General features: G+C 72.5%; 21 protein-coding genes and 1 pseudogene. 6 read left to right on the top strand and 16 right to left on the bottom strand.

Features of this window, described 5'->3' with window-relative positions; genetic code table 11:
* Positions 1-87: 87 nt before the first annotated feature.
* Positions 88-2,928: a hypothetical protein gene (locus tag OHA86_RS04485; protein ID WP_329172676.1), complete on the top strand. Its 2,841-nt coding sequence runs from the start codon at positions 88-90 to the stop codon at positions 2,926-2,928.
* Positions 2,929-2,942: 14 nt separating this feature from the next.
* Here the strand turns inward: OHA86_RS04485 and OHA86_RS04480 are convergent, their stop codons facing one another.
* Both OHA86_RS04480 and OHA86_RS04475 read right to left on the bottom strand, forming a co-directional pair.
* Positions 2,943-3,947 (bottom strand): ABC transporter ATP-binding protein, encoded by a 1,005-nt coding sequence (locus tag OHA86_RS04480; RefSeq protein WP_443071631.1) that lies wholly within the window; start codon positions 3,945-3,947, stop codon positions 2,943-2,945.
* Between the two features lie 127 nt (positions 3,948-4,074).
* Positions 4,075-4,998, bottom strand: a complete 924-nt coding sequence (locus OHA86_RS04475; protein WP_329172675.1) for a hypothetical protein — start codon at positions 4,996-4,998, stop codon at positions 4,075-4,077.
* Between the two features lie 145 nt (positions 4,999-5,143).
* Here OHA86_RS04475 and glgX point away from each other — a divergent pair, with 145 nt between their 5' ends.
* The 3 genes and pseudogenes from glgX to OHA86_RS04460 form a co-directional block, all read left to right on the top strand.
* Positions 5,144-7,312 carry a glycogen debranching protein GlgX gene (glgX, locus tag OHA86_RS04470; protein WP_329172674.1) on the top strand — a complete coding sequence of 723 codons (2,169 nt, stop codon included), beginning with the start codon at positions 5,144-5,146 and terminating at the stop codon, positions 7,310-7,312.
* Between the two features lie 189 nt (positions 7,313-7,501).
* Positions 7,502-8,302 (top strand): phytanoyl-CoA dioxygenase family protein, encoded by an 801-nt coding sequence (locus OHA86_RS04465; protein ID WP_329172673.1) that lies wholly within the window; start codon positions 7,502-7,504, stop codon positions 8,300-8,302.
* Positions 8,299-8,775: pseudogene (locus OHA86_RS04460) on the top strand (DUF6309 family protein); the annotation flags it as partial. The gene OHA86_RS04465 and the pseudogene OHA86_RS04460, both read left to right, overlap by 4 nt.
* Before the next feature lie 36 nt (positions 8,776-8,811).
* On the opposite strand, the gene OHA86_RS04455 reads toward OHA86_RS04460, so the two are convergent.
* On the bottom strand, positions 8,812-9,561 hold the full coding sequence (locus OHA86_RS04455; protein ID WP_329172671.1) for an SDR family oxidoreductase: 750 nt from the start codon (positions 9,559-9,561) through the stop codon (positions 8,812-8,814).
* Between the two features lie 120 nt (positions 9,562-9,681).
* On the opposite strand from OHA86_RS04455, the gene OHA86_RS04450 reads away from it, so the two are divergent.
* The gene (locus tag OHA86_RS04450; RefSeq protein ID WP_329172670.1) at positions 9,682-10,995 is read left to right on the top strand and encodes an aspartate aminotransferase family protein; all 1,314 of its coding nucleotides are present in this window, start codon (positions 9,682-9,684) and stop codon (positions 10,993-10,995) included.
* Between the two features lie 6 nt (positions 10,996-11,001).
* Here OHA86_RS04450 and OHA86_RS04445 read toward each other — a convergent pair whose 3' ends face one another.
* The 7 genes from OHA86_RS04445 to OHA86_RS04415 all read right to left on the bottom strand — a co-directional run bounded on the left by OHA86_RS04445 (position 11,002) and on the right by OHA86_RS04415 (position 17,731).
* Entirely contained in the window at positions 11,002-11,781 is a 780-nt protein-coding gene (locus tag OHA86_RS04445; RefSeq protein ID WP_329172668.1) for an amino acid ABC transporter ATP-binding protein, read from the bottom strand.
* Positions 11,778-12,737: an amino acid ABC transporter permease gene (locus tag OHA86_RS04440; protein ID WP_329172667.1), complete on the bottom strand. Its 960-nt coding sequence runs from the start codon at positions 12,735-12,737 to the stop codon at positions 11,778-11,780. The genes OHA86_RS04445 and OHA86_RS04440 overlap by 4 nt, the downstream gene beginning before the upstream one ends.
* 10 nt (positions 12,738-12,747) lie before the next feature.
* Positions 12,748-13,650, bottom strand: coding sequence for a transporter substrate-binding domain-containing protein (locus OHA86_RS04435; protein WP_329172665.1), 903 nt, complete (start codon positions 13,648-13,650; stop codon positions 12,748-12,750).
* Between the two features lie 107 nt (positions 13,651-13,757).
* Positions 13,758-14,234 (bottom strand): DUF3830 family protein, encoded by a 477-nt coding sequence (locus OHA86_RS04430; RefSeq protein WP_329172663.1) that lies wholly within the window; start codon positions 14,232-14,234, stop codon positions 13,758-13,760.
* Between the two features lie 162 nt (positions 14,235-14,396).
* The gene (locus OHA86_RS04425) at positions 14,397-15,155 is read right to left on the bottom strand and encodes a gamma-glutamyl-gamma-aminobutyrate hydrolase family protein (RefSeq protein ID WP_329172662.1); all 759 of its coding nucleotides are present in this window, start codon (positions 15,153-15,155) and stop codon (positions 14,397-14,399) included.
* Positions 15,152-16,651 (bottom strand): aldehyde dehydrogenase family protein, encoded by a 1,500-nt coding sequence (locus tag OHA86_RS04420; RefSeq protein ID WP_329172660.1) that lies wholly within the window; start codon positions 16,649-16,651, stop codon positions 15,152-15,154. Before OHA86_RS04420 ends, OHA86_RS04425 begins: the two co-directional genes overlap by 4 nt.
* Before the next feature lie 87 nt (positions 16,652-16,738).
* Positions 16,739-17,731 (bottom strand): Lrp/AsnC family transcriptional regulator, encoded by a 993-nt coding sequence (locus OHA86_RS04415; protein WP_329172658.1) that lies wholly within the window; start codon positions 17,729-17,731, stop codon positions 16,739-16,741.
* Positions 17,732-17,988: 257 nt separating this feature from the next.
* On the opposite strand from OHA86_RS04415, the gene OHA86_RS04410 reads away from it, so the two are divergent.
* A complete protein-coding gene (locus OHA86_RS04410) occupies positions 17,989-18,144 on the top strand; it encodes a hypothetical protein (protein ID WP_329172657.1) in 156 nt (51 codons plus the stop codon).
* Positions 18,145-18,172: 28 nt separating this feature from the next.
* Here the strand turns inward: OHA86_RS04410 and OHA86_RS04405 are convergent, their stop codons facing one another.
* The 6 genes from OHA86_RS04405 to OHA86_RS04380 form a co-directional block, all read right to left on the bottom strand.
* A complete protein-coding gene (locus tag OHA86_RS04405; RefSeq protein ID WP_329172656.1) occupies positions 18,173-19,126 on the bottom strand; it encodes a GNAT family N-acetyltransferase in 954 nt (317 codons plus the stop codon).
* Positions 19,127-19,310: 184 nt separating this feature from the next.
* Positions 19,311-21,485 (bottom strand): peptidase C14, encoded by a 2,175-nt coding sequence (locus OHA86_RS04400; RefSeq protein ID WP_329172654.1) that lies wholly within the window; start codon positions 21,483-21,485, stop codon positions 19,311-19,313.
* Positions 21,482-22,324, bottom strand: coding sequence for an SDR family NAD(P)-dependent oxidoreductase (locus OHA86_RS04395; RefSeq protein WP_329172653.1), 843 nt, complete (start codon positions 22,322-22,324; stop codon positions 21,482-21,484). The genes OHA86_RS04400 and OHA86_RS04395 overlap by 4 nt, the downstream gene beginning before the upstream one ends.
* The gene (locus tag OHA86_RS04390; protein WP_329172652.1) at positions 22,321-23,169 is read right to left on the bottom strand and encodes an amidohydrolase family protein; all 849 of its coding nucleotides are present in this window, start codon (positions 23,167-23,169) and stop codon (positions 22,321-22,323) included. Before OHA86_RS04390 ends, OHA86_RS04395 begins: the two co-directional genes overlap by 4 nt.
* Positions 23,166-24,353: a mandelate racemase/muconate lactonizing enzyme family protein gene (locus OHA86_RS04385; protein WP_329172651.1), complete on the bottom strand. Its 1,188-nt coding sequence runs from the start codon at positions 24,351-24,353 to the stop codon at positions 23,166-23,168. Before OHA86_RS04385 ends, OHA86_RS04390 begins: the two co-directional genes overlap by 4 nt.
* Positions 24,353-25,705 (bottom strand): aspartate aminotransferase family protein, encoded by a 1,353-nt coding sequence (locus OHA86_RS04380; RefSeq protein ID WP_329172650.1) that lies wholly within the window; start codon positions 25,703-25,705, stop codon positions 24,353-24,355. The genes OHA86_RS04385 and OHA86_RS04380 overlap by 1 nt, the downstream gene beginning before the upstream one ends.
* Positions 25,706-25,786: the final 81 nt, after the last annotated feature.

Here is a 25,786-nt window from a genome sequence, read left to right as displayed (position 1 = left end):
CCGGCAGCCGGACACGGACGCCCACCCGGACACAACCGGGCACCCGGAGACAGCCGCGCATCCGCACACGACCGGAAGGGGCGGACGGTGACACGACCTTCCGGGACGGGCGCGGCGATGACGCTGCGTCTGATACGCAAAGAGGCCCGGGGCGATCTGCCGCTGCTCGTCTGCCTGGCGGCGCTGGCCCTGATACTGGCGGGACTGTGCGCCTGGGCCCCCGCGGTCGCGGGCCGCCAGGAGGACCGGGCGCTGCGGCAAAGGGTCGCCGCCGCGCAGAGCCAGGCCCCCCTGGTCACCCTGAGCACCGTGCCCGAGGTCTTCGACACCGAATCGCCCAGCGTGGCCATGGCCACCCTGCTCAGCGACGGCCGCGGTCTCGACGACCGGCTCGGCGGCTCCGCGGCGCGGCACCTCACCTTCGCCGGCAGCGGCAGCTACGACTACAACAAGGCGTCGCTGGCTTCGCCGCTCCCGCCGGGGCGCGGGATCACCAGCACCAAGCTGTCGCTCAGCCACCTGCCGAGCGCGCAGGCCCATCTGCGCTACGTCAGCGGTCACGCGCCGGCCGACCGTACGCCGCTGGGCACGGCGCCGCAGATCGGTCTGTCGCAGACCACCGCGCAGGCGCTGGGCGTGCGGGCCGGCAGCCGGCTCACCCTCGAATTCGATCCGGTGCCCGGTATGCAGGAGGCGCCTCCCCGGGCGGCGCTCGTGGTGAGCGGGGTGTTCAGCGAGGTGACCAGGACCGACGACTTCTGGAGCGGCCAGCCGACGCTGGCCCAGCCGTCGCGCTATCCGGAGCAGCGATCCGCCGGCACCGTTGTCGCCGCACGCGGCCTGGTCGGCACCGACGCCGCCGACCTGCTGGCCCACGCCGGGGTGTCGGGTCCGCTGGTGACCTGGCAGCTGCGGGCCGACCTGCGCCAGGCGGCGCTGGACGAGGCCCACGCGCTGACCGGGTCCCTGTCCCACTTCGGCGCGGACCTGAACGCGGACCTGTGCCAAGGAGTCGACGTCTACACCGGCGACGTCAGCTGCCGGGTCGGCAGCCAGGCCACCGGCCCCCTCGTGGTGACCGACTCGCTGACGCCGCTCCTCGACACCTTCACCGCGCAGGACCGGCAGGCCCGCGGGCTCGCGGCCTTCGCCGTCGACTCGCTGGCCGCCGTGGCGCTGGCCACCACCGCGGTCGCGGTACGGCTGCTGCTGCGCCGCAGAAGGAGGCACCTGCGGCTGCAGCGCGCGCGGGGCGCGTCCACGGTGCGGCTGGTCCTGCTGCGCAGCGCCATGGCATGGCCGGTGGTGCTGGTCGCCGCCCTGCTGGGCTGGGCGGGCGGCCTGCACCTCGCTCCCACCGGGACCTCCGGGTCGCCGCAACCGCTGGTCGCTGCCCTCGCCGCCGCGACGGTGGCGCTGACGGTGTCGCTGATGACCTGGCTCGCGGTCCGCGAGCCGGCCAGGCCGGGACGGCTCCGGCGCTCGCGCCGGACCCTCGTCGGCCGGCGGGTGGTCCTGGAGGCGACGGTGCTGCTGGCGGCGGTCGCGGGTGTGGCCGCGCTGCGCTCGCAGGGACCCGACTGGGTACTGGGCGCGGTGCCGGCCGTGGTGGCGCTGGCCGTCGTGCTGCTCGCGCTGCGGATCTACCCGCTGCTCCTGCGGCTCCTGCTGCGCCGGGCCCGTCGCGGCAGGGGAGCGGTGGGCTTCATCGGAGCGGCCCGGGCCGCGCACGACGCCCCGGCGACCGGACTGGCCCTGTTCGTCCTGGTCCTGACGCTGGGCACGGCTGTCTTCGGCGGCCTCGTGCAGCGCACGATCGATGACGGCCTGGCCGCGGGCGCGGCCTGGAGCACCGGCGCCGACGCGGGCGCGACCACCGCCGAGACCACGACGCCCGCACCGGGCGCGCTGACCGGCACGACCGGGATCCGTACCGCCCTCCAGCAGCTGCACACGCTCGACCTGGTGGGACAGTCCGACGGCGCGGTGATCTCCCCGGTCGCGGTGATCACCGTGGACCCCCGGCAACTGGCCGCCATCGCCCCGGCATCGCCGCTGGCCGGCGCCCTGCTGTCCGCACTGGGCACCCCGCCGCCATCACCGGCCGCCGCGGACGCCGCCCTCCCGTCCGTCATATCGCCCGGCCTGCGCGCCCGCGAGCACACCGGCGGCTTCACCTCCACCGTTCAGGACCGCGGCGGTCCCCTCGTGCACCTGACCCTGAAACCTGTCGGCACCCTCACCGCGGCGGAGCTGCGGGACCCGCTGCTCGGGCCGGTCACGGCGCGGATCCCCGCAGGGACGCCGATCCTGATCACCACCGCCGCCGCAGAGCACCTGATGCCGCGGCAGTCCGCGGGAAGCACCGTCCTGCTGCTCCGGGGCGAAGGCCCCGCCACCAGCAGGGCCGCGGCGCTCCGGTCGGCGGCGGCCAAGGCGCTCGGGCCGCTGGCGCAGGTCCGGACCCGCTCCCAGACGCTGAGCACCCTGCGCGAGGACGGTCTGACCCGGGGCATCGACACCGTCTACGCCGTCTGCTCGCTGCTGGCCGCCCTGTCGGGCCTGCTGGCCGTCGCCCTGGAACTCGTCCTCACCTCCCACGAGCGCAGCCGTACGACCTCGTTCCTGCGCACGCTGGGACTGGGCGGCACAGAGGCCGGGGCGATGCACTTCCTGCAACTGCTCCCGCTCGCCGGGGCCGCAGCGGTCGGCGGCACCCTGCTCGGCCTGCTCGAACCGCGGCTCATGGCCGGGACGCTGAATCTGCGCCAGTTCACCGGCGGCCCGGCCCAGCCGGCGCTGCGGACCGACTACGGCCTCACGCTCGCCCTCGTCATCGGCGTGATCCTGCTGGTGCTCGCCGCCGCGGCAACGGAAACCGTCCTCGCCCGCAGGCGCCGGCTGGGAGCCGTCCTGCGCCTCGGGTGAAGGCGCCGGTACGGCTACGTGTCGTCGCTGTCCGCGGCGGCGCCCTCCGCGTCGGACTTCGCCTGCCGCGCGGCGGCGTCGGGCCATACGCCGATGTGGTCGGCCTCCAGGGCCAGCCGCACCCGCTTGCGCATGTGCAGCTGCGCGGTGAACTCGCCCGGCAGCTGAAGCCGCCCGTTGCGGTCCAGCACCGCGTACTCCTCGGCCGTGAGGGCCTCGACGCCGTCCTCGTCGGTGGCGACCCGGCGCAGCACCTCGGTCGAAGTGCGGCCGTTGCGGATCCGCACGGTGCGCTGGACCTGCTCGGAGACCAGCGCGTCGTGGGTGACCACGATCACGGTGACGCCCAGCTCCTCGTTGGCCTGGCGCAGCGCGGCGAAGATCTCGTCGCTGGTGGCGGTGTCGAGTTCGCCGGTGGGCTCGTCGGCGAACAGCACCTCGGGCTCGTTGGCGTTGGCCACGGCGATCGCGACCCGTTGCTGCTCGCCGCCGGAGAGCTGGTCGGGGTCGCGGTCCGCGCAGTGGCCGACGCCGAGCAGGTCGAGCAGTTCCCCGGCGCGGGCCCGGCGCCGGGAGCGCTTGATCCCGGTGTAGGTCATCGGCAGCATCACGTTCTCGGCCGCGGTGAGGTAGGGCAGCAGGTTGCGGGCGGTCTGCTGCCAGACGAAGCCCACGGTGGAGCGCCGGTAGTTCAGCCGGTCGCGGCGCTTCATCGCCAGCAGGTCGTGTCCCGCGACCTCGGCGGATCCCGCGGTGGGCACGTCCTGGCCGGAGAGTATGCCCAGCAGGGTGGATTTCCCGGAGCCCGAGGCGCCGATCACCGCGATCATCTCGCCCTGGGAGACGGCCAGGTCAAGCCCTTGCAGGGCCTGTACCTCGACGCCCTCGGTCTGGAAGATCCGCACCAGGTTCTCGCAGACGACCAGCCCCTCGTCGCGCTGCGGTACGCCGGCCGCGGCGGCCCGCCGGCGCAGCTCGTCCAGGTCCGGTGCCCCGGCTGTCTGTCCGTGAACGGCCACGCGGTCCCCTGGCGGTGTGAAGGTCTGCGGATAACATCGTCGGACAGCCGCCAGGGTAATGCGAAAGCCGGCCCGAAGCGCGGGCACCGGGGGACCCGTGCGGACAATCCGCTCCGCGCCGGCGGTGTCACATCCTGCCGACGGCCAGCCACAGCTGCATGTCGGTCAGGAACAGCCGGCCAGGGCGCTGGGCCGAGGTGTCGGGGACGCTCGCGCGCACCACGGGGTGGTCGCCCTTGTCCACGGTCACCGCTGTGCCGGCGAACCTCGGTGCCTGGTCCTTGACGACCGTGCGGAGCGTGTCCGCCAGGCGGTCGGCGGTCGCCCGGTCCTTGACCGCCACGCACAGCACCTCGGTGTTCTTGCCCGCGTCGTCCGCCTGCTGGCCCAGGGCGGACAGCCGGACCGGCTTGGCGGCGGTCAGGGCGTTGAAGTCGGCGCGGTACACGTCGCCGAGGCAGTCCGCGACGACGCGGTAGTCCTGCTGGCCGGCCAGCGAGTCGTCGTGGCCGGGGTCGACCGCGGAGAACGGCGTGGACCCCGTGGCGTACCTGATCTCGCTCTTGGAGAACACGAACCTCGGCCCCGAATCGCCGTCCGCCGGCTTCCAGACCTGCTCGCCGTCCTGGTCGAGCGAGGTGTAGCCGTTCTTCTTCAGCGACGCGGTGATGGCCGCCGCGTCGAACGAACCGTCCCAGTGGCCGGAGACGTTGGAATCGACCGCGGTGTCGATCCGGGCCGCCGTCACGCTCGGCCCCCACGGCGCGGGCTCGTAGCCGCCCAGCAGCCCGCTGCCCGGCTGCCCGACGCTGCTGAAGCGCTTCGGGTCGGCCGCGCCCAGCTTCCGTACCCGGGCGCTGTCGAGGTACGTCACCGTCTTCGAGGCGTTGGCGTCGGCCCGCAGATGCCCCAGTGCCTTCAACGACGTCGACCCGCCGCCCCCGGAGCCCGACGAGCAGCCCGCGACGAGGAGCGCGGCGGCCGTGGCGGCGCCCATCGCGGTGACGCGGACAGGAACTGAACTGCCAGGAGATGTACGTGCTATGCGCATGGCAGCGAAGTCTATGGCGCGCCCGCCGCCTGCCACGCGGATTTTGGAGCCGGGCGCAGCGCATGGCCGCCGGCGGGGCTAGCCGGCCGGGCACGGGGTAGACGGCGCTGGGGCCGCGGTGGGTGGCCGGTGAAGGGGGGCAGGAATGCAGAAGTGGACCGGTCGCGCGTATCCGCTGGGGGCGACGTATGACGGCTCGGGAACGAATTTCGCGCTGTTCTCGGAGGCAGCGGACAAGGTCGAGCTGTGCCTGATCGACCACGGCCGGCGCGAGCGGCGTGTGCAGCTGACGGAGGTCGACGGCTTCATCTGGCACGCCTACCTGCCCGGGGTCGGCCCCGGGCAGCGGTACGGCTACCGGGTGCACGGCCCCTACGAGCCGTGGCACGGGCACCGCTGCAACCCGGCCAAGCTGCTGCTCGACCCGTACGCGAAGGCCATCGACGGCCAGGCCGACGGCCACGAGTCGCTGTTCGGCTACCCCTTCGGCGACCCGGAGGGCCAGAACACCGCGGACAGCCTGCGCCACACGATGCTGTCCGTGGTGACCGACCCGGCCTTCGACTGGGGCGACGACCGGCCGCCGGGCCACTCCTACCACGAGTCGGTGATCTACGAGGCGCACGTCAAAGGCCTGACCCAGCTGCACCCGCTGTTGCCGCGGCACCTGCGCGGCAGCTACGCGGGCCTGGCGCACCCGGCGGTGCTCGACCACCTGACCGGCCTCGGCGTGACCACGGTCGAGCTGATGCCGGTGCACCAGTTCGTCCAGGACGGCCACCTGCTGGACCGCGGGCTGCGCAACTACTGGGGCTACAACACCATCGGCTTCTTCGCCCCGCACAACGGCTACTCCTCGGCCGGCGGCCGGGGCGGGCAGGTCACCGAGTTCAAGTCGATGGTCAAGGCCCTGCACGCGGCCGGCGTCGAAGTGATCCTCGACGTGGTCTACAACCACACCGCGGAGGGCAACCACCTCGGTCCGACCCTGTCGATGCGCGGCATCGACAACGCCTCCTACTACCGGCTGGTGGACGACGACCCGGCGCACTACTTCGACACCACGGGCACCGGCAACTCGCTGCTGATGCGCAGCCCGCACGCGCTGCAGCTGATCATGGACAGCCTGCGCTACTGGGTCACCGAGATGCACGTGGACGGCTTCCGCTTCGACCTGGCGGCCACGCTGGCCCGGCAGTTCCACGAGGTGGACCGGCTGTCGGCGTTCTTCGACCTGGTCCAGCAGGACCCGGTGGTCAGCCGGGTCAAGCTGATCGCCGAGCCGTGGGACGTCGGCGAGGGCGGCTACCAGGTGGGCAACTTCCCGCCGCTGTGGAGCGAGTGGAACGGCCGCTACCGGGACACCGTGCGCGACTTCTGGCGCGGCGAGAATTCCACGCTGCCCGACCTGGCCTCCCGGCTGACCGGTTCCTCGGACCTCTACCAGGACGACAGCCGCCGGCCCCGGGCCGGCGTCAACTTCGTGACCTGCCACGACGGTTTCACCCTGCGCGACCTGGTGTCGTACAACGACAAGCACAACGAGGCCAACGGCGAGGACAACCGCGACGGGGAGAGCCACAACCGGTCCTGGAACTGCGGCGCCGAGGGCGAGACCGACGACCAGGACGTGCTGGACCTGCGGGCCCGCCAGCAGCGCAATCTGCTCACCACCCTGCTGATATCGCAGGGCGTCCCCATGATCAGCCACGGCGACGAATTCGGCCGTACGCAGCACGGCAACAACAACGCCTACTGCCAGGACAACGAACTGTCCTGGACCCACTGGGACTTCGACGCCGGGCAGAGCGAACTGCTCGACTTCACCCGGCGGCTGATCACCCTGCGCCGCGACCACCCGGTCTTCCGGCGCCGCCGCTTCCTGCGCGGCGACACCCCGGGACCCGGCCTCGGGGACGCGGTGTGGTTCACACCGGGCGGCCGCACCATGGCGGAGGTCGACTGGCACCGCGACGACGCCCACGCGGTCGCCCTCTTCCTCAACGGCGAGGCCATCAGCGAACCCGACCCGCGCGGCGGCCGGATCGTGGACGACTCCTTCCTCGTCCTGCTCAACAGCCACCACGAGCCGGTCGAGTTCACCCTCCCCGACCGGGCCTACGGGGAGGCGTGGCAGGTCGCCGTGGACACCGCCGCAGGCGCCGAGACCGCCGACGAGACCGAGGTCAAGGCGGGCGGCACCCTGGCCGTCGCGCCCCGCGCCACCCTGATCCTCATCAGCCCGCGCCGCCAGGCCCGCGGCCGGGTCCGCCGCGCCCTGGACGCGGCCCGCCGCCCGCGCACGCCCCGCTGACCGCCCGCCCGGCCCGCACCGCCGAGAACCCCGGCGGTGCGGGCCGGACATCCCGGTGCACCCTCTCCGCGTCCGTGCGTTTTCGGACATTCGCTGCGCTCTGGGCATACCGCGCACCGTCGGCGGAAAGGAACGGCCAAGCGCCGCAGCGTCCGTGCGGTGACGGCTGAGTGAACCAGGGGTCAACGCGTGGGAGACATCAGTGCCTTCGGTGTTCAGACGAGGAACTTCACCGAGGACGGCTTTCTCGTCCTGCCCGGCTTCCTGCCGGCCGGCCTGGTCGAACGCCTCCTGCCGGAGGTGGACGAGTGGGTGGAGACAGGCGCGCGTCAACGGTCGATCGACGCCTGCCTGCGTCCCGGCGGCCAACCGCCGCAGACGGTCGAGCTGGACCTGGAGGCGCACGGCGAACTCGCCGTGTACCGTCCGCTGATGGATCTGCTCAGCCACCCCGATCTGCTGGGCGAGTCGTTCGTCTTCCACCATCTGCACAGCGACCGCCGGCCGGCCGGGGCGGGCGGCAAGAGCTGGCACCACGACTACGAGCAACGGCCGCAGCGCGACCGCCGCTTCGCGATGGTGCACGTGCTGCACTACCTGTGCGGGCTCCGGCGTGAACTGGGCGGCCTGGTGGTACTGCCGGGCTCCCACCGGGAAGTCGCCGAGAAGGACGCCCGCAGCCATCTGGGAACCGGGGTGCTTCCCGGTGAAGTGGTCATCGACGACTTACCGCCCGGTTCCACCGTCGTCCTCCACTCGGCGCTCTTCCACGCGCGCCGGGCCGCGTCCGCCGCCGACCCGGGCGGCGGAGCGCGGTACATGACCGACGGATCGTACTGCCGCACGGGCACCCGGTGGCCTCCGGTCAAGCCCTACTGGCGGCAGGTGCTGGCGGTGGCGCGGGCGCGGGGGCTGGACGCGGGCCGGCCCGAGCTCTTCGCGGAGCGGCACTTCACCGCGTACGAAGCGCCGGAGAGGCGGAGCGTATGAGGCTTCTCGGGGCGGTCCCCTTCGACGAGGTGCTGCGCGGCTTCACCCGCGACCACCCGCTCGACCCGTCGGACGAGGCCAATTCCAACGACGAGGCCGAGGGGCACATCAGGAACGCCGAACTGCTGCTGCCGGGGCGATGGCACCGGGTGCTGCTGGAGGGTCCGGAAGTCCGCGAGGTGGTGCTGCCCTGGCACATGGGCGAGTACGGGGAAGTGGAGCTCATCCCCAGGACCGGGATGAGTGTGGCGGCGGCGGCGGACCGGCTCGCGAAGCTGGGCACCCCGTACGCCCGCTCCAATCCGCTCTGCGCGTCCAAACTCGACTGGCACAGCACCGCAGGGCGCCTCCCCGTGTACCTGAGCACCCGCCCAGTCCCCGGGCCGGACTACGCATCGCTGACGGTCAGGGAGGGGCTGATCCATCTGGACGGCCTGCACCGCATGCTCGCCTGGGCCAGGACCGGGCAGCTGGTGCCGGGCACGTGGTTCGAGGCCTGTGTGGCCGGCCTATCCCCGGCCCACGTACGGCATGGCGCTCGGCATGACCAGGACGGACTGGATGTTCACCCCGCGAGGCAGACCGGCCATGGTGCGCACCATGTCGACCACGTGCCCGATGTCCATGGTCGGTTCGACCCGCCGTGACCCGTCGGCCTGCAGGACCGCGGGCTGCGGACGGTCGGGCGGGGTGACATTGCCGATGTCGATCTGGCCGCAGGAGATGTCGTGGCGGCGGCCGTCCAGGGACAGCGAGCGCGTGATCCCGGCGACGGCGTGCTTGGCCGCGGTGAAGGCGACGGAGTCCGGCCGGGGCGCCTGTGCGGAGGGCGCTCCGTTGTTGATGATCCGGCCGCCGCGCGGTGTTTGCCGCTTCATCACCCGGAACGCGGCGCGGGAGCACAGAAAGGTCCCGGTGGCGATGGAATCCATCACGCGGTGCCAGTCCTCGATGCCCACGTCCTCCGTCGGGGTGTACGGCATGGTGTCGGCGGCGTTGTTGAACAGCAGGTCCAGCCGCCCGAAACGGCGCACCACCCGCTCGAACAGGGCGTCGACGGCGGCGGCGTCGGTGATGTCGGCGGGGAGGGGGACGGCGCGGTCGCGCTGGGCGGCCGGAGCCAGCGCGGCCGTCGCCGCCAGCGGTTCCGCGCGCCTGCCGACGAGTGCCACCGTCCAGCCGTCCGCCAGCAGCCCGAGCGCGCAGGCCCGCCCGATGCCGCTGCCCGCTCCGGTGATCAGAGCCGTTCCCTCAGCCACGTCCCGTGTGTCCTCTCCATGGAGAAGCCGCCCGCACCTGCCCGTACGCGGGGCTCTCCGATCGTTCCCGAGCACCCCTCACCCAAACAGGAGCCGCATGTGAATGGCCGTATACCAGCCTTGGGCGGGACGGACAGCAGCCGTGCCTGGTTCGAACGGGCCCAGGGATCGCTGGCCGGCGGGATCAGCTCCTCCTCCCGGCTGACCTCGACCGGCCCGCACCCCTATCCGCTCTACATGGTCAGCGGGTCCGGTACGCGCATCCGCGACGTCGACGGCAACGACTACGTCGACTACCTCATCTCCTACGGCAGCGCGGTGCTCGGCCACGCTCCCGCGCAGCTGGTCGAACCGCTCGGCGCCGTCCTGCGCAGCGGCACGATGTTCGGCACCTGCAACACCCCCGAGGTCGAACTCGCCGAACTCATCTGCGAGATGGTGCCCTGCGCGGAACTCGTGCGGTTCGCCAACTCGGGAAGCGAAGCGGTGCAGGGCGCCGTACGCGCCGCCCGCGGCTGTACCGGCCGCTCGGGGATCCTCAAATTCGAAGGGCACTACCACGGGTGGTCCGACACCCTGGCCATCTCCAACCGCCCCGAGATCCAGGAGGCCGGCCCGTACACCGAGCCGCACTCCGTACCCCATTCCCCCGGGATACCGGCCGGAGTGGTCGACGACGTCGTCGTCTGCCCGTGGAACGACCCCGACGCGCTCCGCGCCGTCCTCGACGCCCACCGCGGCGAACTCGCCGCGGTCATCTGCGAGCCGATCGTCGCCAACAACGCCTGCACCATGCCCGTACCGGGCTATCTGAACGTGCTGCGCGAGGAGTGCACGGCCCGCGGCATCGTGCTGATCTTCGACGAGGTCTGCACCGGATTCCGTACCGGACCCGGCGGCGCCCAGACGATGTTCGACGTGCTGCCGGACCTCGCCGTCTTCTCCAAGGCGCTGGGCGGCGGCCTGCCCGTCGCCGCCTTCGCGGGACAGCGGCACGTCATGGAGCCGCTGGCCCGCGGGCAGGTCAAGCACGGCGGTACCTACAACGCCTCGCCCCTGTGCGCCACCTCCGCCCTGGTCACCCTCCAGCAGCTGAACCGGCCGGAGGTGACCAAGCACATCGAGGAGAGCGGACGCCACCTCATGGAGGCGATCCGGCGCGCCGCCCACGACCGGCGCGTCCCGTGCGCGGTCCAGGGCGTCGGCGCCATGTTCCAGACCGTGTTCAGCGCCGACGGCGCGCCGACCCGCCACTACCGCGACCTGCTCGGCGCGGACCAGGCCCGCTACCACGCCTTCCGCCACGAACTCCTCAAACGCGGAGTGCACACCAACGCCTACGGCATGGCCTGCTGGTTCGTCGCCGCCGCCGTCACGAAGGACGACCTGGACGCCACCACTGAGGCGATCGAGGCCGCCTTCGCCACCCTGTGAGGGCCCTCACAGGACCTTCGACAGGAAGGCCCGGGTGCGCTCGTGGGCGGCGCCGGTCGGGGTGAGCCGCTCGGAGGGGCCGGTCTCGACCACCCGGCCGTTCTCCATGAACACGAACCGGTCGCACACCTCACGCGCGAAGCCGACCTCGTGCGTGACGATCAGCATGGTCATCCCGGTGCTGGCCAGCGACCGGATCACGTCCAGCACCCCGGCGACCAGCTCGGGGTCGAGCGCCGAGGTCGGCTCGTCGAAGAGCAGGACCTTGGGGTCCATGGCCAGGGCACGCGCGATGGCGACGCGCTGCTGCTGGCCGCCGGACAGCTCGGCGGGGTAGGAGTCCGCCTTGTCCTGGAGGCCGACCATGGCCAGCAGCTCCCGTGCCCGGCGGGTGGCCTCGGCCTTGCCGCGGCCCAGGACACCGATCGGCGCCTCGGTGATGTTCTGGAGGATGGTCATGTGGGAGAAGAGGTTGAACCCCTGGAAGACCATGCCGATGTGCCGGCGCTGGGCTGCCTCCTGGCGGTTGGGCAGTTCGCGGACGGCGTCGCCGTGCGGCCGGTAGCCCAGGAGTTCACCGTCGAGGAGGACCGCGCCCTCGTCCGTCTTCTCCAGCATGTTCAGGCAGCGCAGGAACGAGCTCTTGCCCGCTCCTGAGGGACCCAGCAGGCAGATGGTCTCGCCGCGTTCCACGTCGAGACTCACGTGGTCCACGACCGTCTGGTCGCCGTACCGCTTGGTGATGTCCACCGCGCGCAGGATGGGGCCGGTGTCTGCTGAGGTCATGGCTGGTCCACCTCGATTGCCTTGGGCTGGGCCCCGGACCTGCGGGTGTTGCGCAGGGTCCGCTCCAGCAGGGTCTGCCCCGCCGACATCACGGAGACGATGATCATGTACCACAGGCTCGCGACGATGAGCAGCGGGATGACCTGGAAGTTGCTGTTGTAGATCTGCTGGACGGAGTAGAGCAGGTCCGGCACCGAGATGAAGGCCACCAGGGAGGTGGATTTCAGCAGGTTGATCGACTCGTTCGCGATCGGCGGCACCGCCATCCGCAGGGCCTGCGGGAAGACGATCCGCCGCAGGGTGCGGAGGTTCGACATCCCCAGCGCCGTCGCCGCTTCCCGCTGCCCGTTCGGTACGGACAGGATCGCCGCCCGCAGCACCTCGGAGGTGTAGGCCCCCTGCTGGAGCCCGAAGGCGATGATGGCCGCGGTGACCGGCTGCACCAGGTTCTTGGTGTCGACGTCGAAGAACTGCGGCCCGAACGGGACACCCGCCCCCAGCTGCGGGTATATCAGCGAGAAGTTGTAGACCAGGATGAGCAGGACCAGCAGCGGCATCGAGCGGAAGAACCACACGTAGGCGCCGGCCGCCCCGCGGAGCACGGCATTGGGGGAGAGCCGCATGTTGGCCAGGACCGCGCCGAGGACGACGGCGATGACGATGGAGACCACGGTGATGATCACCGTCCGCTCCAGGCCCTCCAGGATCGAGTGGTCGAAGAAGTAGTCGCCGACGGTGCCCCACGCCAGGTTGTCGTTGCGTGCCAGGCCCTGGAGCCAGAACGCGCACACGAGCACGACCACGACCGCGGCGACCTTGCGCGCGTAATGGGGATGCGGGGAGCGGCGCATCCCGGCGAAGGGGTGCGGGGGGAGCACACCGGCTCCCCCCGCCGCGGGCGGCACGGTGTTCCCGGGGAGCGCGGTCCCCTGGGGTGATTTGCTGGTGTCGGCCATGGCCGGATCCTCAGTTGGTCGGGTTCGGGGAGGGGTTGACGAGCGCCTTGGTCACGCCGGCCTTCTCGACGCCGTAGCGCTCCAGGATCTTCTGGTACGACCCGTCCTTGATCAGCGCGTCGATGCCGTCGGCCATGGCCTGGGCCATCCCGCTGCCCTTCTTGGTGGCCACGCCGATGTAGACCGACAGGTAGCGGGGGCCGCCGAGGTTGAAGGTGTCCCCGGACTGCTTGGCCACGTAACCGAGGTTGGTGACGGTCGCGGTCGTGGCGTCCACCTGTTTGCTGCGCACCGCGAGGGTGGCGGCGCCCTGGTCGGCGAAGGTCTTGACGTCGATGGACGGCTTGCCGGCCTTGACACAGGCGGCGGACTGGTCCTTCAGGACCGGGATGGAGCTGGAGGCGGCGACCATGGAGATCTTCTTGCCGCACAGGGCGTCCATCGTGGTGCCGAGCGCCGGGCTGTCCTTCAGCGACAGGAACTCGTAGTGGTCCTCGAGGAAGGCGACCTGGTCGAAGGACTTCTCGCGCTCGGCGGTGACGTCCGCGCCGAAGACGCCGACGTACGTCCCGCGGTTCACGCCCAGCAGCGCGTTCTCGAAGGAGTCCTTCTTCTGCTGGACCTTCTTGCCGAACGGTCCGCTGAGCGCGTCGGCCAGGTCCACGTCCACGCCGACCGGCTTGCCCGACTCCAGCATCGCGTAGGGCGGGTACCCGATGACCATGGGCACGACCAGGTCGCCCTTGGCGGCGTCGGCGGGAAGCCGCACGCCGGCCGCGGCGGCGCTGCTGCCCGCGGTGGTGTCCTTCGGCTCGGCGCTGCCGGAGTCGGAGGAGGAGCCGGAACAGGCGGTCAGGACACCGGCGGCGACCACCGCGGCGGTGCCGGCGAGAATGCTCTTTCTGATCTTCATGATGGGGCGCCGTACTTTCTCGCAGATGGGTGGCTCCCCCGTGCGACACGGGAAAGACGAGGGGACGCCGGCCATGTCCGGGAGGGTCCCGGGAGGCGGCGGACGGGCTATTCGACGCGGCCGATGGTCAGCGACCGCACGCCGCTGACCCGGGTCTCCGCGCAGGCCGCGGCGAATTCGGCCAGGCCCTCCGTGATCGAGGCGAAGATGGTGCACGGGGTCCAGCCCAGCGGCCCGAACACACGGCCGCCCTTCCCGTAGAAGATCCCGACCTCCCACAGCTCGAAGGTCAGCCCGGCCATCTGACCGGGTTCCTGGAAGAACCAGATGAGGTCGCCGGCGCCGGGGATCACCTGCTGGTTCTCCGCGGGCAGCGCCCGGGGGTCGAAGGTGTGCGCCTGCTCGGGGAGGCCGAACATGATCTCCGGCCCGGCGTACATCGCGTGCATGACCTTCTCGGTCACGGGCTCCGCCAGCGCGTCCCAGATGGCGGCACATGTCGCGGGGGCGTCGTCCGCGGCGAGGGTGGCGACGGCGCGGGTGCCGTCGTCGAACTGAAGGTAGATCCGGCGCTCGGTGCTCAATGGTTTCTCCGGGAGTGATGGCCGTCCCTGCACGCGCGAACGGCATACGGGAACGACGATAGTTCGTCTTATTTCGGACAGGAACAGATTGTGAGGAGACTCATGGTGTGCGGCTAAAGGCACGGTATGAGCGGGCTGGGGGTCCGTCGGCGGCCGTGGCCGTCAGGCGGCGGAGCGGGTCCGGGCGGTGTACCGGTGGGCCGCGGTCACGAAGTCCTCGAAGAGGATGTCGGCGTGATGGCGTTCGCCGGGCGCCGCCATCTTTTCCGGGTGCCACTGGACACCGCGGAAGTACCAGTCGGGCGTGCGGCTCTCCGCCGCCTCGATCACGCCGTCGGCGGCCCAGGCGACCGGGCGCAGCGCGTCGGCCACCCGGTCCAGGGCCTGGTGGTGGATGGAGTTGACCTGTGCGGGCTCCGGCAGGCAGTCGCGGAGCCAGGCCGCGTCGGTGCTGACCTCGTGCCGCAGGTCGCGCAGGGCCTCGGCGCCGTGCACGGCCGGGTGGGCCGCGGTGACCGGGAGGTCGGCCAGGAGGGTGCCGCCCAGGGCCGCGTTGGCGATCTGCAAACCGCGGCAGATGCCGAGGACGGGCATCTTCCGGCGGGCCGCGCCGCGGACCAGGGCGGCTTCCGTCGCGTCCCGCCCCGGGTCGTGGTCGCCGGCCGGGCCCGCGGCGCCGTAGCTCGCCGGATCGACGTCGCCGCCGCCGGACAGCAGGACCCCGGCCACCGTGTCCAGGACGACCTCGGTCTCCTCGGCGGTGAGGGTGGGAGTCAGTACCGGTACGCCGCCCGCCGCGCTGACGGCGTGCGCGTATTCGGTGCCGAGCGTGTACAGGTCGGTGCCGGGACCCAGATACGTGTCCAGCGGGCGGCGCCAGCTCGTGACGGCGATCAGCACCGGCGCAAGGGGGCGGTTCATCGGGGCTCCAGTTGCAGCCAGGTGCTCTTGAGGTCGGTGTACTTGTCGATCGCGTGCGCGGACTTGTCGCGGCCGAAGCCGCTCGCGCCCGTACCGCCGAAGGGCATGGCCATAGAGCCCTCCTCGTAGCAGTTCACCCAGACCGAGCCCGCCTTCAGCCGCCGCGCCACCGTGTGGGCGGTGGACAGGTCGCGGGTCCACAGCCCGGCGGCCAGGCCGTACGGGGTGGCGTTCGCCAGCCGGACCGCCTCGTCGGCGCTGTCGACGACCAGCACCGAGAGCACCGGGCCGAACACCTCGTCGTGGGCGATGGACATCTTCTCGGTGACCCCGGTGAGCACCACGGGCGCGAGGTAGCTGCCCTGGGCGAGCGCCGGGTCCGGGACGAAGCGCTCGGCCGCACCCCCGGCGAGCGTGGCGCCGTCCGCCAGCGCGCCCCGGACGTGGCCGAGCACCCGCTCCAGATGCGCTTCGCTCACCACCGCGCCCGACGGCGCCGCGAGGTCGAGCGGGTCGGCCGGCCGCATCCGGCGTGCCTCCTCCAGCGCCGCGTCGATCGCCTCTTCCGCGACGTCCCGGTGGACGATCATGCGCGAGGCGGCGCTGCACATCTGGCCCTGGTTGTAGAAGCATGCCCAGGCCGTGGTGCGCCCGGCCCGCGCGACATCGGCGTCCGGGAGGATCACGCTGGCCGACTTCCCGCCCAGCTCCGGCCAGACCCGCTTGCCGTTGGACTCCGCCGCGTATCCGAGGAAGCGGCGGCCGACCGCGACCGATCCGGTGAAGGCCAGCACGTCCACGTCGGGGTGCCGGCCGAGCGCGGCGCCGGCCTCGGCGCCGAGCCCGGGCAGGACGTTGAGCACGCCCGGCGGAAGTCCGGCCTCCAGGGCGAGGTCGCCGAGGCGCAGCGCGGAGAAGGACGTCTGCTCGGCGGGCTTGAGGACCACGCTGTTGCCCGCCAGCAGGGCGGGGCCGAGCTTCCACGCCGTCATCGTGAGCGGGAAGTTCCAGGGCACGACCGCCCCGACCACGCCGGCCGGCTCGCGGGTGACCAGGGCGAGCGCGTCGCCGGGGGAGACCGGGTTCTCGTCCGCGAGCTTGTCGGCGAGCTGCCCGTACCAGCGCAGACAGCCGGCGACGGCGGACAGTTCGACGTCGAGCGCCTCGCGTACCGGCTTGCCCATCTCGATCGCGACGCGCAGCGCCAGTTCCTCGGCGTGGGCGGCGACCGTGTCCGCGAAGCGGATCAGGATCTCACCGCGCCGGGCGGCCGGCAGCCGCGACCAGCGGCCGTCCTCGAACGCCCGGCGGGCCGTGCTGACGGCCCGGTCGACATCCGTCCCGTCCGCCGCCGCCAGCCGCCCGACGACACCGCCGTCGCGCGGGCCGACCACGGTGATCTCCCGCTCCCCGTGCGGCTGGACCCGTCGGCCGTCCACCAGGTGGCCGGCCGGCCAGTCAAGCCCTGCGGCGCGAGCCGCGTCGTGAAGCTGCATGGATCTCTCCTCCGTTCCGGATGAGGAGAGATTATGCCTACTCCGCTATTTCGGCAATGGTTTCTTTCTTGTTCCGACAGATGACGGTCACTCGTGTCTCATGTTCGCCATCTGCATGGGTCCTCGGCGCAGTGCTTCCAGCACGACGGAGGACCGGGCGACGGTGACCGAGCCGAGGGAGCCGATGGCCCCGGTGAGGAACGAGTAGAGGGCGGCCGGGTCGGACACCAGGCAGTCCACGAGGATCTGCGAGGAACCCGTGCAGGCCACGCAGAACCGCACCTCGGGGCGGCACCCCAGCGCGGCGCCGACGGTCTCCACGTGGTCCGGCGGCACGCTGAGCCAGATCAGCGCCTCCACCCGCAGATCGTGCACGGCCGAGGACAGCTCGGTCCTCACGTGCAGCGCGCCCGCGCCGAACAGCGCCTCCAGGCGCCGTCGGGCGGTGGGCGCCGAGATGTCGGCCGCCTTGGCCAGCGAGATCACGGTGGCCCGGCCGTCCTCGGCGAGCGCGGCGACCAGGGACTCGTCCTCGCGGGTGAGCTGCACCGGCCCGGACGCCGCCGCGCTGCGGGTCGGCGTGTCCGCGCGCAGGGTCTCCACCACGGGCGCGGGCAGGTCGCCCACACTCCAGTCGTAACCGGACCGGAAGTAGCGCAGCACCGTGCTGGCCTCCACCGAGTCCACGCCGTCTATCGAGGGCAGCTCGGTCAGCAGCAGCCGCGCGCTGTCCTCGCGGGTACGCGGCAGGAGCATGCACACCACGTCCCCCGACCCCTCGACCACCGAGACCGACGAGGCGTCCGGGCGGCGGGCGAGTTCCCGGCCGACCGTGAGCGCGGCCCCGGTGCGGGTCGACAGCCGCAGCACCAGGGGATGCGCCTCGCCGACGATCGTCGTGTCCAGATACGTCGAGACCTGCACCAGCCCGGCGTCCAGCAGCCGCTGGCCCCGCCGCTGCACGGTCCGCTCCGACAACCCGAGCGCCCGGGCGATCGCACCCCAGGTCGCGCGCCCATTGGCCTGGAGCGCGTACGCGATCATGCGATCGGGCTCTGTCAGCTCCTCTGCTGCGTTCATAGCCCAGAACACTAGATCAGAGCTGTCGCCTCCCGGCGCGGCCGGCGACGCTGCCGCGGCCCCTCCCCTCTGCTCCCCTCCCCTCCGCTCCGCGTCGTACGCCGGCCGCGGCCGGCGTGTGTCGGTCATGGGCCGATCCTGCGGCACCGAACGGTCGCGGCGTCAACAACCGCCCCCGCCGGGCGCGTTCCTGTCCGTGGGCCGGCTGTGATGATGCTGTGACCCATCAACTGAACGGCGCTCATAGGATCTGGGCCATGACAAACGGGGTTCTCGCACTGAGCAGTATCAGCCGTCACCACACCCGCAGCGGCGGAGGCGGCGGGAGCGACCCCCTGGGCGTGATCCTGGTGATCCTCGCGGTGATCGTCATCGTGGTGCTGGTGGTGGTGTACCGCAAGAGGGACTCCTGACGCTGACACCCCCTCACGTACCGGCCGGTCAGAAGGAGTCGCCGTACCAGTGGACGGCGCCGGGAGCCGTGACGGTCGCGGTGACCTCGGCGGGTGCGGCCAGGACCGGGCGGGACATGCCGAAACGGGTGACGGCGGGAGTGGCTTCGGCCAGCAGGCAGGGCAGCGCCTCGACCACGGCGGGGACCGGCGGCAGGCGGACCGCCGCCGCGGTGGCCCCGCGGTCGCGGGCACGGGCCGCCGCGGCGGCGAGCAGGGCGCGGGCGACGTCGGGACCGCCGCCGTCGGCGAGGGCGATCTCCACGATCTCGGCCTCGTCAGGGGACGGGTGCCGCAGGACGGCGGACCCCAGCGGACGGGCGCCGCTCCCGCCCGCTTCGGCGAGCAGGGTTTCCGCCGGAGGCGCGTACCAGACGGGTACGCGCCGCTGCCAGTCCCGCAGGCTGCGGACCGTGGTCAGCGGGCGTGCCGCGTCGAAGCCGTCGCGCAGCGCCCGCAGGACGGGGAGGTCGGCGGCCAGGGCCGTGCGGACGGTGAGCGGGGCGGCGGCGGGACCGGCCCTGGGCGGCAGGGCGAGCGGGCCTGACCAGCCCGGGGCGGCGAACGACCGCCAGCCGGAGCTCTCGTACACCCGGGGCGTGCCGGTGAAGAGCAGCGACCAGGCGCAGCCGTCCGCCGTCATGGTGGCGACGGCCGCCTCCAGCAGCCGCCGGACATGGCCCCGGCCGCGCGCGTCCGGGTGGGTGGCGACGCTGCCGAGGCAGCCGACCACTTCCGGCCGCCCGGCGGCGGAGCGGATCGTGCGCGGCAGGTAGTGCACCACGGACACCGCGCGCCCGCCGTCCTCGGCGACGAAGGTGCGGCGGTGCCGCCCGGGGTCCTGCTTCCACAGCGCGGCCATCGCCGTGGCGCCGGGGAAGACCGTCGCCCACAGGGCCGGAAGTGCCGCCTCGTCCGCCCGGGTCGCGGTGCGGTAGCGCATGACGGGAGCCTTTCGGTAGGGGAGCGGTCCCGGTCGCGGGCCGGCTTCTGCCCGCGACCGGGACCGCGACCGGGACCGCGACCGGGACCGCCGGGGCGGCGGGCTCTCGGCCCGGCCCGGCGGTCCCGGCGCGGTCGGACGGTGCGGCTGCCGGTGGTGCGGCGGGTTCTTCGCGCGACCCGGTTCAGACGGTGAGGTTGCCGGTGGCGGCGTCGACCCGCTGTCCCTGCGGCGGGAGGCCGACCCGGGTGACGCCCTCCTCGGTGCAGCTGGTGTGCAGCAGCAAGGACGTGCCGCCGAAGGCTGCCGCGGCCAGGGCGAGCCGGCCGCCGGAGAATCCGGCACCCACAGCGGTGTAGCGGTTGGCGCCGTCGTCGATCCTGACGTGCGCGGTGCCGGAGTCGGCGGCGGTGCTGCGCAGGCCGGACAGGTCCCAGGTCACGGTGGTGTCCCGGCCGGTGTCGCGCGACAGCAGCGCCTTCGCCGCGTTGGTGCCGGAGAGCACCGCTCCGCCGCCGACGCTGATCCGCTGGTCGCGCACCGCGCTCAGGGCGAGGCCGGTGTCGGTGAGGCTGCCGCCGTCGATGCTGATCTCGGCCGCGCCGACCGAGACGGGCGCCGCGGCGGGGTCGCCCACGAGCCGGCAGCCGGTGAAGCGGACGGGGCCCGAACCGCGCAGGACTGCGCCGTCCAGGCCGGTCAGCGTGCTGCGCACGAAGTGCACCGGTGCGGTGACCGGGGTCTGCACCAGCACGCTCCCCTTCGGCAGGTCGAAGGTGCAGTCGGTGATCGTGGTGGGCCGGGTGGAGCGGGCGGAGCGCTGGGCGACGGCGAAGGATGAGGCGGTGCAGCCGCGCAGTTGGGCGCCGTCGGCGTTGACCACCAGGGTGCCGGCCGGGTCGAAGGTCGGCCGGGCGATGACCCGTACGTTCTCCAGCGTCAGGTCGGTGATCTTGGTGTTGGCGGTGAACCAGGAGCAGACGTGGTTGCGCACGGTGATGCGCTTGGCGGAGATGCCCCACTGGGCACCGGAGTTGGCGATGTCCATCAGCCCGGAATTGCCGTCGAAGAGCAGATCGTGCTCGTACTGCCCGTGGGTGGTGAAGGGGTTGCCGCCCTCGTCGTCACCGTCGCCGTGGCAGTTGACGACCTGGCAGTAGGCGGACGCGGTCAGGTCGTTGAGATGGCGGACGTTGCTGGTGGTGCAGTCGGCGACATGGCCGTAGAGGCAGTAGATCTGCTGGGTGAGGTAGCCGGCGCCGCCGTACATGACGGTCGGCGGATTCTTCAGGCCGCACTGGACGGTGCGGTAGCGGGTGCACCAGCGCCGCATGATCACCGGCCAGAAGGTGCCGGTGGCCTGGATGCCGGAGACGTCGCAGTCCACGGCGTACTCGTACGCGACCGGGTGGGATCCGGTGTACTCGTCGTCGACCGCGCCGGTGTCCTGGCCCGCGCCCAGGAAGACCAGGTTGCTCACCCGGGCGCCGACCACCGGCTCGACCCGGCGCCAGGTCAGGGTGCGGCCGGCGGCCAGCTCCCAGCCGTTGAGGTAGCCGACCCGGATGTGGGTGCCGTCGATGATCTCGGTGACCTCGACCAGCTTCTGCAGCTCGCGCTCGTCGCTGCCGCCGCCGGCCACCTCGTCGCTCCGTACGGCCCACCACTGGCCGACCTCGAAGGCGGCCGAGTCGGGGACCGGGAAGGCGTCGGTGAGTTCGATGACCTTCGCGGGCAGCGGGTAGGTCACGACGTCGCCGGTGGTGGCGCCCTGGAAGAACAGCACGGCGCCGAACGGGTTGTCGTGGGTGTTGCGTTCGATGCCGCCGGTGTGCACGGTGTGCCCGCCGAAGTCGAGGTCGATCAGCGAGCGGTGGTAGGTGTGGCGGCGCCGGAAGAGCAGGTCGGTGTGGGCCTCCACCCGGTGGACCGACGGATCGCCGACCATCGCGTCCAGCGCGTCGTCGGCCGGAGCGCCGGCGTCGAACAGGCCGAAGCCCCGGAAGTCCAGGACGCCGTCGTGCAGCCGGCGCCACCGGCCGCGGGCCGGGCGGTCGGCGGGCCGCAGCACGGTGCCGCCGTTGGGCGGCTGGGTGCCGGCGGCGTCCCACCGCACCGTCATGCCGCCGCCGTCGCCGGGGGAGCGGTAGCCGGCGACCACCGCGACCGTGCCCTCGCGCAGGTGGGCCGACCTGGCGGCGAGCAGGTCGGCGACCGTGGCGAAGGCCGTGGTGTCGTGCGGTCCCGCGCCGGGGGCGCCCGCGGGCGAGGCGTGGGCCGGTACGGCGAGCGTGCCGGCCGCGGCCACCGCCGCGCCCAGGCTGCCGGTGCGCAGCAGGTTTCTCCGGGTGGTGGTCATGGTGTCGTGCCGTCCTTCGGTCGAGGGCGGAGCGAGGAGACGTACGGGGGCATGAAGGCGGTGCGCGGCATCTGGTCGGCCAGGACGCCGCCGTCCACCACGATCCGGGTGCCGGTCAGATAGGCGCCCTCGTCGCCGGCGAGCAGCAGCAGCGCGCCGGTGCACTCCTCGGGCCGGGCGTAGCGGCCGAGCGGGATGCGGTCCCGGTAGGCAGCCTCGAAGGCGTCCCGGTCGAAGGGGAACTCGCTGTCGATGGGCGTCTCGACCATGCCGGGGGCCAGGCTGTTGACCGTGACGCCGTGCGGGGCGAGTTCGACGGCGAGGGTCTGGGTGAGCAGGTCCACGGCGGCCTTGGAGGCGTTGTAGTGGGCCAGTCCCGCTTCGGCGACCAGCGCGTTCTTGGACGTGACGTTGACGATCCGGCCGGGCAGGCCGTCGGCGATCATGTGCTCGGCGACGCGCTGGGTGAGGAAGAACACCGCGTCGAGGTTCACCCGCATCACGCGGTACCAGCTGTCCGGGGTGATCTCGTTGAACCGCTCCAGTGCCGCGGTGCCGGCGTTGTTGACCAGGATGTGCAGCGGGCCCGCCCGCTCGCGCAGCCGGTCCGCGAAGTCCGGCAGCTCCCGCGTCCTGGACAGGTCCTGCTCGGCCACGAGCGCGCGGCGGCCCAGGCCCCGTACCAGTTCCGCGGTCTCGGTGAGGCCCTCGGCGCCGGGCAGGTCGGTCAGGACCAGGTCGGCGCCGGCCTCGGCGAGCGCGGTGGCGAAGGCCCGGCCCAGGCCCCGGGCGGCGCCGGTGACCAGGGCGGTGCGGCCGGTCAGGCCGAAGCGGTTCACGGCCCCTCCAGCCCGAGCAGGTCCAGGGACGGGCGGTGGATCAGTGCCTCCACCGCGTCCTGGTCGAGCGGGTCGAGGCCGGGGATGCCGGGGATACGGGCGATCCGGCGCAGCCCCGCCACGGAGTCGTCCACCGTGGTGAAGGGGTAGTCGCTGCCGAACAGCAGCTTGTCCCACACCCCGTAGTCCTGCACCAGGCGCAGGCTGTGCCAGAGCTGGAAGGGCCGGTAGTGCAGGGCGCTGATGTCGGCGTAGACATGGCGGTGCTTGCGGATCACCGCGATGCACTCGCCCTCGAAGGGGTGGCTGAGGTGGGCCAGCACGATCCGCAGTTCCGGGTGGCGCATGGCGACCGGGTCCAGGTGCCGCGGCATCGCGTATTCCAGCGGGGCCTGCGAGACGAAGGTGGTGCCGGTGTGCACCAGCAGCGGAAGGCCGTTGCTCTCGGCGTAGGCGTAGAGCGGTTCGTACGCCTCGTCCGCGGGGTTGAACCCGGCGTACATCGGCATCAGTTTGATCCCGCGCAGGCCCAGCTCCTGGTGGCCGAAGCGCAGTTCGTCCTGCCAGCCCGGCTGGGTCGGGTCGAGCGAGAGGTAGCCGATCAGCCGGTCGGGGTGCTCGGCGACGTAAGCGGCGACGGCCGAGTCGTCCACCCACAGCCCGCTGCGCCGGGCCTTGCCGCCCACCACCACGGTACGGGTGCCCTCGGGCGCGCTCGCGGCGTAGTCGGCGTACCGGACGGTCAGGTCGACCTCGCCGGCGTGCGCGCGGGCGGACTCGGCGCGGAAGGCGTCGTCGAAGTCGTGGCTGTGCCGGAAGAGGTGGGAGTGGACGTCCACGATCATGTGCGGTTCCTCTTCTCCCAGCCGTCGGCGAACATGTTCCAGAAGCGGTGGCTCGGCGGGTGCTCCTCGAAGACCGCGTCGTCCAGTTCGACGCCCAGCCCCGGCGCGGTCGGCAGCCCGATGTGTCCGTCGGCCGCCGGGAGCGTGCCGCGGAGCGCCTCGAAGACGAAGGGCTCGAGCAGCCCGTCGAAGGTCTCCAGGATCTTGAAGTTGGTCAGGCCGAGCGCGGCGTGCACCGAGGCGGTGGTGCACAGCGGCGAGTTGGAGTTGTGCGGGGCGACCACCATGCCGTGCGCGTCGGCCTGCGCGGCGATCTTCCGCAGCTCGGTGAAGCCGCCGGCCATCGACAGGTCGGGCTGCACGATGTCCACCGCGTCGGTGGCGAAGAGCTGCTTGTACTCGTAGCGGTTGTGGAAGTGCTCGCCGCCGGAGATCGGGAAGGGCGCGATCTGCCGCAGTTCCGCGTAGCGCTCGATGTGCGTCCACGGCAGCGGCTCTTCGAACCAGCCGATGTCGTACGGCGCCAGTTCGTGCACCAGCCGCCGCGCGGTGGCCATCGCGAAGCGGGCGTGCCCCTCGATGAAGAGGTCCACCTCCGGGCCGACCGCCTCGCGCACCGCGGCCACCAGCGCCAGCGAGCGGCGCAGTTCCGGCCGCTCCAGCTCGTGCAGGCCGGCGCCGAACGGGTCGAACTTCAGCGCGGTGTAGCCCTTGGCGACGGTCTCCTTCGCCTTCGCCGCGAAGACCTCGGGTTCGCGCTCGCCGGTGTACCAGCCGTTGGCGTAGACCCGGACCCGGTCGCGGGTGGCGCCGCCGGTGAGGCGGTAGGCGGGGACGCCGAGCGCCTTGCCCATCAGGTCGTGCAGCGCCTGGTCCACGCCGGAGACCACGATGCCGCCGACGTCGCCGCCGCGCAGGAAGTCGCCCTGGTACATCCGCAGCCATATCTCCTCGACGTCGAACGGGTCGGCGCCCAGCAGGTGGCGGCGGCCCATCGCCTCGGTCAGCGCGCACGTCTCGGCCACCCGGTAGGGGTGGGTGATCTCGCCGACGCCGGTCAGGCCCTGGTCGGTGTGGACGCGGACGTAGCCGAAGTCCCGCCAGGCGGTGCCCAGGGCGAGGGTCTCGACCTTGCTGATCCGTCCGGCGGGGCCGGCCGGACGGCTGGTGTTCACGGTGAGCATCAGTGCGTTCCCGTCGTCGTGCCGGCGCCGCCCATGGTGGAGGTGTGGGCGAGGTCGCGGGGGCCGCCCTCGGCGAGGGTGCGCGTGACCGCGACCTCGGTGGCCTCCAGCAGCCGGTCCACGTCGGCGTCGTTGTGGGCGTAGGACAGATGGCTGCGCTTGAGGTTGAGCGGCAGCTCGAAGACGCCGAGGCCGGCGAGGTGGCGGCGGTAGCCGACGAAGAGGGCGGTGTCGTTGGCGAGCAGGTCGTCGTAGGAGCGCGGCTCGGGTCCCGGCATGAAGTAGGTGACGAAGACCGAGCCGTAGCCGGTGACCACCGCGGGCACGTCCAACCGCCGGTAGAGGGCGGCGAGTCCGGTGCGTACCCGCTCCCCCAGCCGGAAGACGTGCTCGTGCACCGGCTCCTCGCGCAGCTTGCGCACGGTGGCCAGGGCGGCGGCGACCGGCAGCGGGTGGCCGTTGTAGGTGCCGGCGAAGAAGGCGGGGCCGCCGGGGCGGGTGCTGAACAGGTCCATCAGGTCCGCCCGGCCGCCCAGCGCGCCGATCGGGGCGCCGTTGGCGATGGCCTTGCCCAGCGTGGTCAGGTCGGGGGTGATCCCGCTGATCGCCTGGTAGCCGCCGAGGGCGTGCCGGAAGCCGGTGATCACCTCGTCGAAGACCAGCACGCTGCCGGCCGCGGTGCACTCCTCGCGCAGCGCGCGCAGGAACTCGCCGGTGGGCAGCAGGGTGCCGACGTTGTGCGGGACGGGCTCGACGATGACCGCCGCGATGTCGGCGCCGTGCTCGGCGAACACCTGCCGTACGGCCGCGTGGTCGTTGAAGCGCAGCACCAAGGTGGCGTCCAGCACCTCGGGGAGGATGCCGGCGGAGGTCGGGTCCTGGCGGCCGATCCGGTCGGGAGCCGAGATGACGTTGAGGCTCACCGAGTCGTGCCAGCCGTGGTAGCAGCCCTGGAACTTCACCACCAGGCGCCGCCCGGTGGCCGCCCTGGCGACCCGCAGCGCGTGGAAGGTGGCCTCGCTGCCGGTGCTGGTGAGCAGCACCTTGTCCACCGAGGGGATCAGCTCGGTGAGCTGTTCGGCGAGCAGGACCTCGCCCTCGGTGACGGCCACCCCGGTCAGGCCGAGCCTTCCCGCCGCCTCGGCGGTCGCGGCGGCGACGTCCGGGTCGTTGTGGCCGAGCAGGGGCGGCCCGAACGCGGCGTGGTAGTCGGTGAACTCCCGGCCGTCGCTGTCCCAGAACCGGGACCCCGCGGTGCGGGCGATCACCAGGTCGGTCAGGCCGGGAATGCTGCGCTGGCCGCTGTTGACACCGCCCGGTATGACCCGGCGGGCACGCTCGGCGAGCGTCATGTGGTGCTCCTCGCGTCGATGCTGTGGGTGACGGTCCCGGCCTTGCCCCGGCCGGGGACCGCGGGGCGCCATCCGCCCGGC

Origin of the sequence: Streptomyces sp. NBC_01477, assembly GCF_036227245.1 — a bacterium.
GTDB lineage: Bacteria > Actinomycetota > Actinomycetes > Streptomycetales > Streptomycetaceae > Actinacidiphila.
The sequence above is the reverse complement of the archived record's forward strand: the minus strand, read 5'-3'. Positions and strand labels throughout refer to the sequence as shown.

Excerpts from the sequence above, each read along its gene's own strand:
- OHA86_RS04475 (WP_329172675.1), bottom strand. The coding sequence starts at position 4,998 with ATGCGCATAGCACGTACATCTCCTGGCAGTTCAGTTCCTGTCCGCGTC.
- glgX (WP_329172674.1), top strand. The coding sequence starts at position 5,144 with ATGCAGAAGTGGACCGGTCGCGCGTATCCGCTGGGGGCGACGTATGAC.
- OHA86_RS04445 (WP_329172668.1), bottom strand. The coding sequence starts at position 11,781 with ATGACCTCAGCAGACACCGGCCCCATCCTGCGCGCGGTGGACATCACC.
- OHA86_RS04440 (WP_329172667.1), bottom strand. The coding sequence starts at position 12,737 with ATGGCCGACACCAGCAAATCACCCCAGGGGACCGCGCTCCCCGGGAAC.
- OHA86_RS04435 (WP_329172665.1), bottom strand. The coding sequence starts at position 13,650 with ATGAAGATCAGAAAGAGCATTCTCGCCGGCACCGCCGCGGTGGTCGCC.
- OHA86_RS04425 (WP_329172662.1), bottom strand. The coding sequence starts at position 15,155 with ATGAACCGCCCCCTTGCGCCGGTGCTGATCGCCGTCACGAGCTGGCGC.
- OHA86_RS04420 (WP_329172660.1), bottom strand. The coding sequence starts at position 16,651 with ATGCAGCTTCACGACGCGGCTCGCGCCGCAGGGCTTGACTGGCCGGCC.
- OHA86_RS04415 (WP_329172658.1), bottom strand. The coding sequence starts at position 17,731 with ATGAACGCAGCAGAGGAGCTGACAGAGCCCGATCGCATGATCGCGTAC.
- OHA86_RS04410 (WP_329172657.1), top strand. The coding sequence starts at position 17,989 with ATGACAAACGGGGTTCTCGCACTGAGCAGTATCAGCCGTCACCACACC.
- OHA86_RS04405 (WP_329172656.1), bottom strand. The coding sequence starts at position 19,126 with ATGCGCTACCGCACCGCGACCCGGGCGGACGAGGCGGCACTTCCGGCC.
- OHA86_RS04400 (WP_329172654.1), bottom strand. The coding sequence starts at position 21,485 with ATGACCACCACCCGGAGAAACCTGCTGCGCACCGGCAGCCTGGGCGCG.
- OHA86_RS04390 (WP_329172652.1), bottom strand. The coding sequence starts at position 23,169 with ATGATCGTGGACGTCCACTCCCACCTCTTCCGGCACAGCCACGACTTC.
- OHA86_RS04385 (WP_329172651.1), bottom strand. The coding sequence starts at position 24,353 with ATGCTCACCGTGAACACCAGCCGTCCGGCCGGCCCCGCCGGACGGATC.
- OHA86_RS04380 (WP_329172650.1), bottom strand. The coding sequence starts at position 25,705 with ATGACGCTCGCCGAGCGTGCCCGCCGGGTCATACCGGGCGGTGTCAAC.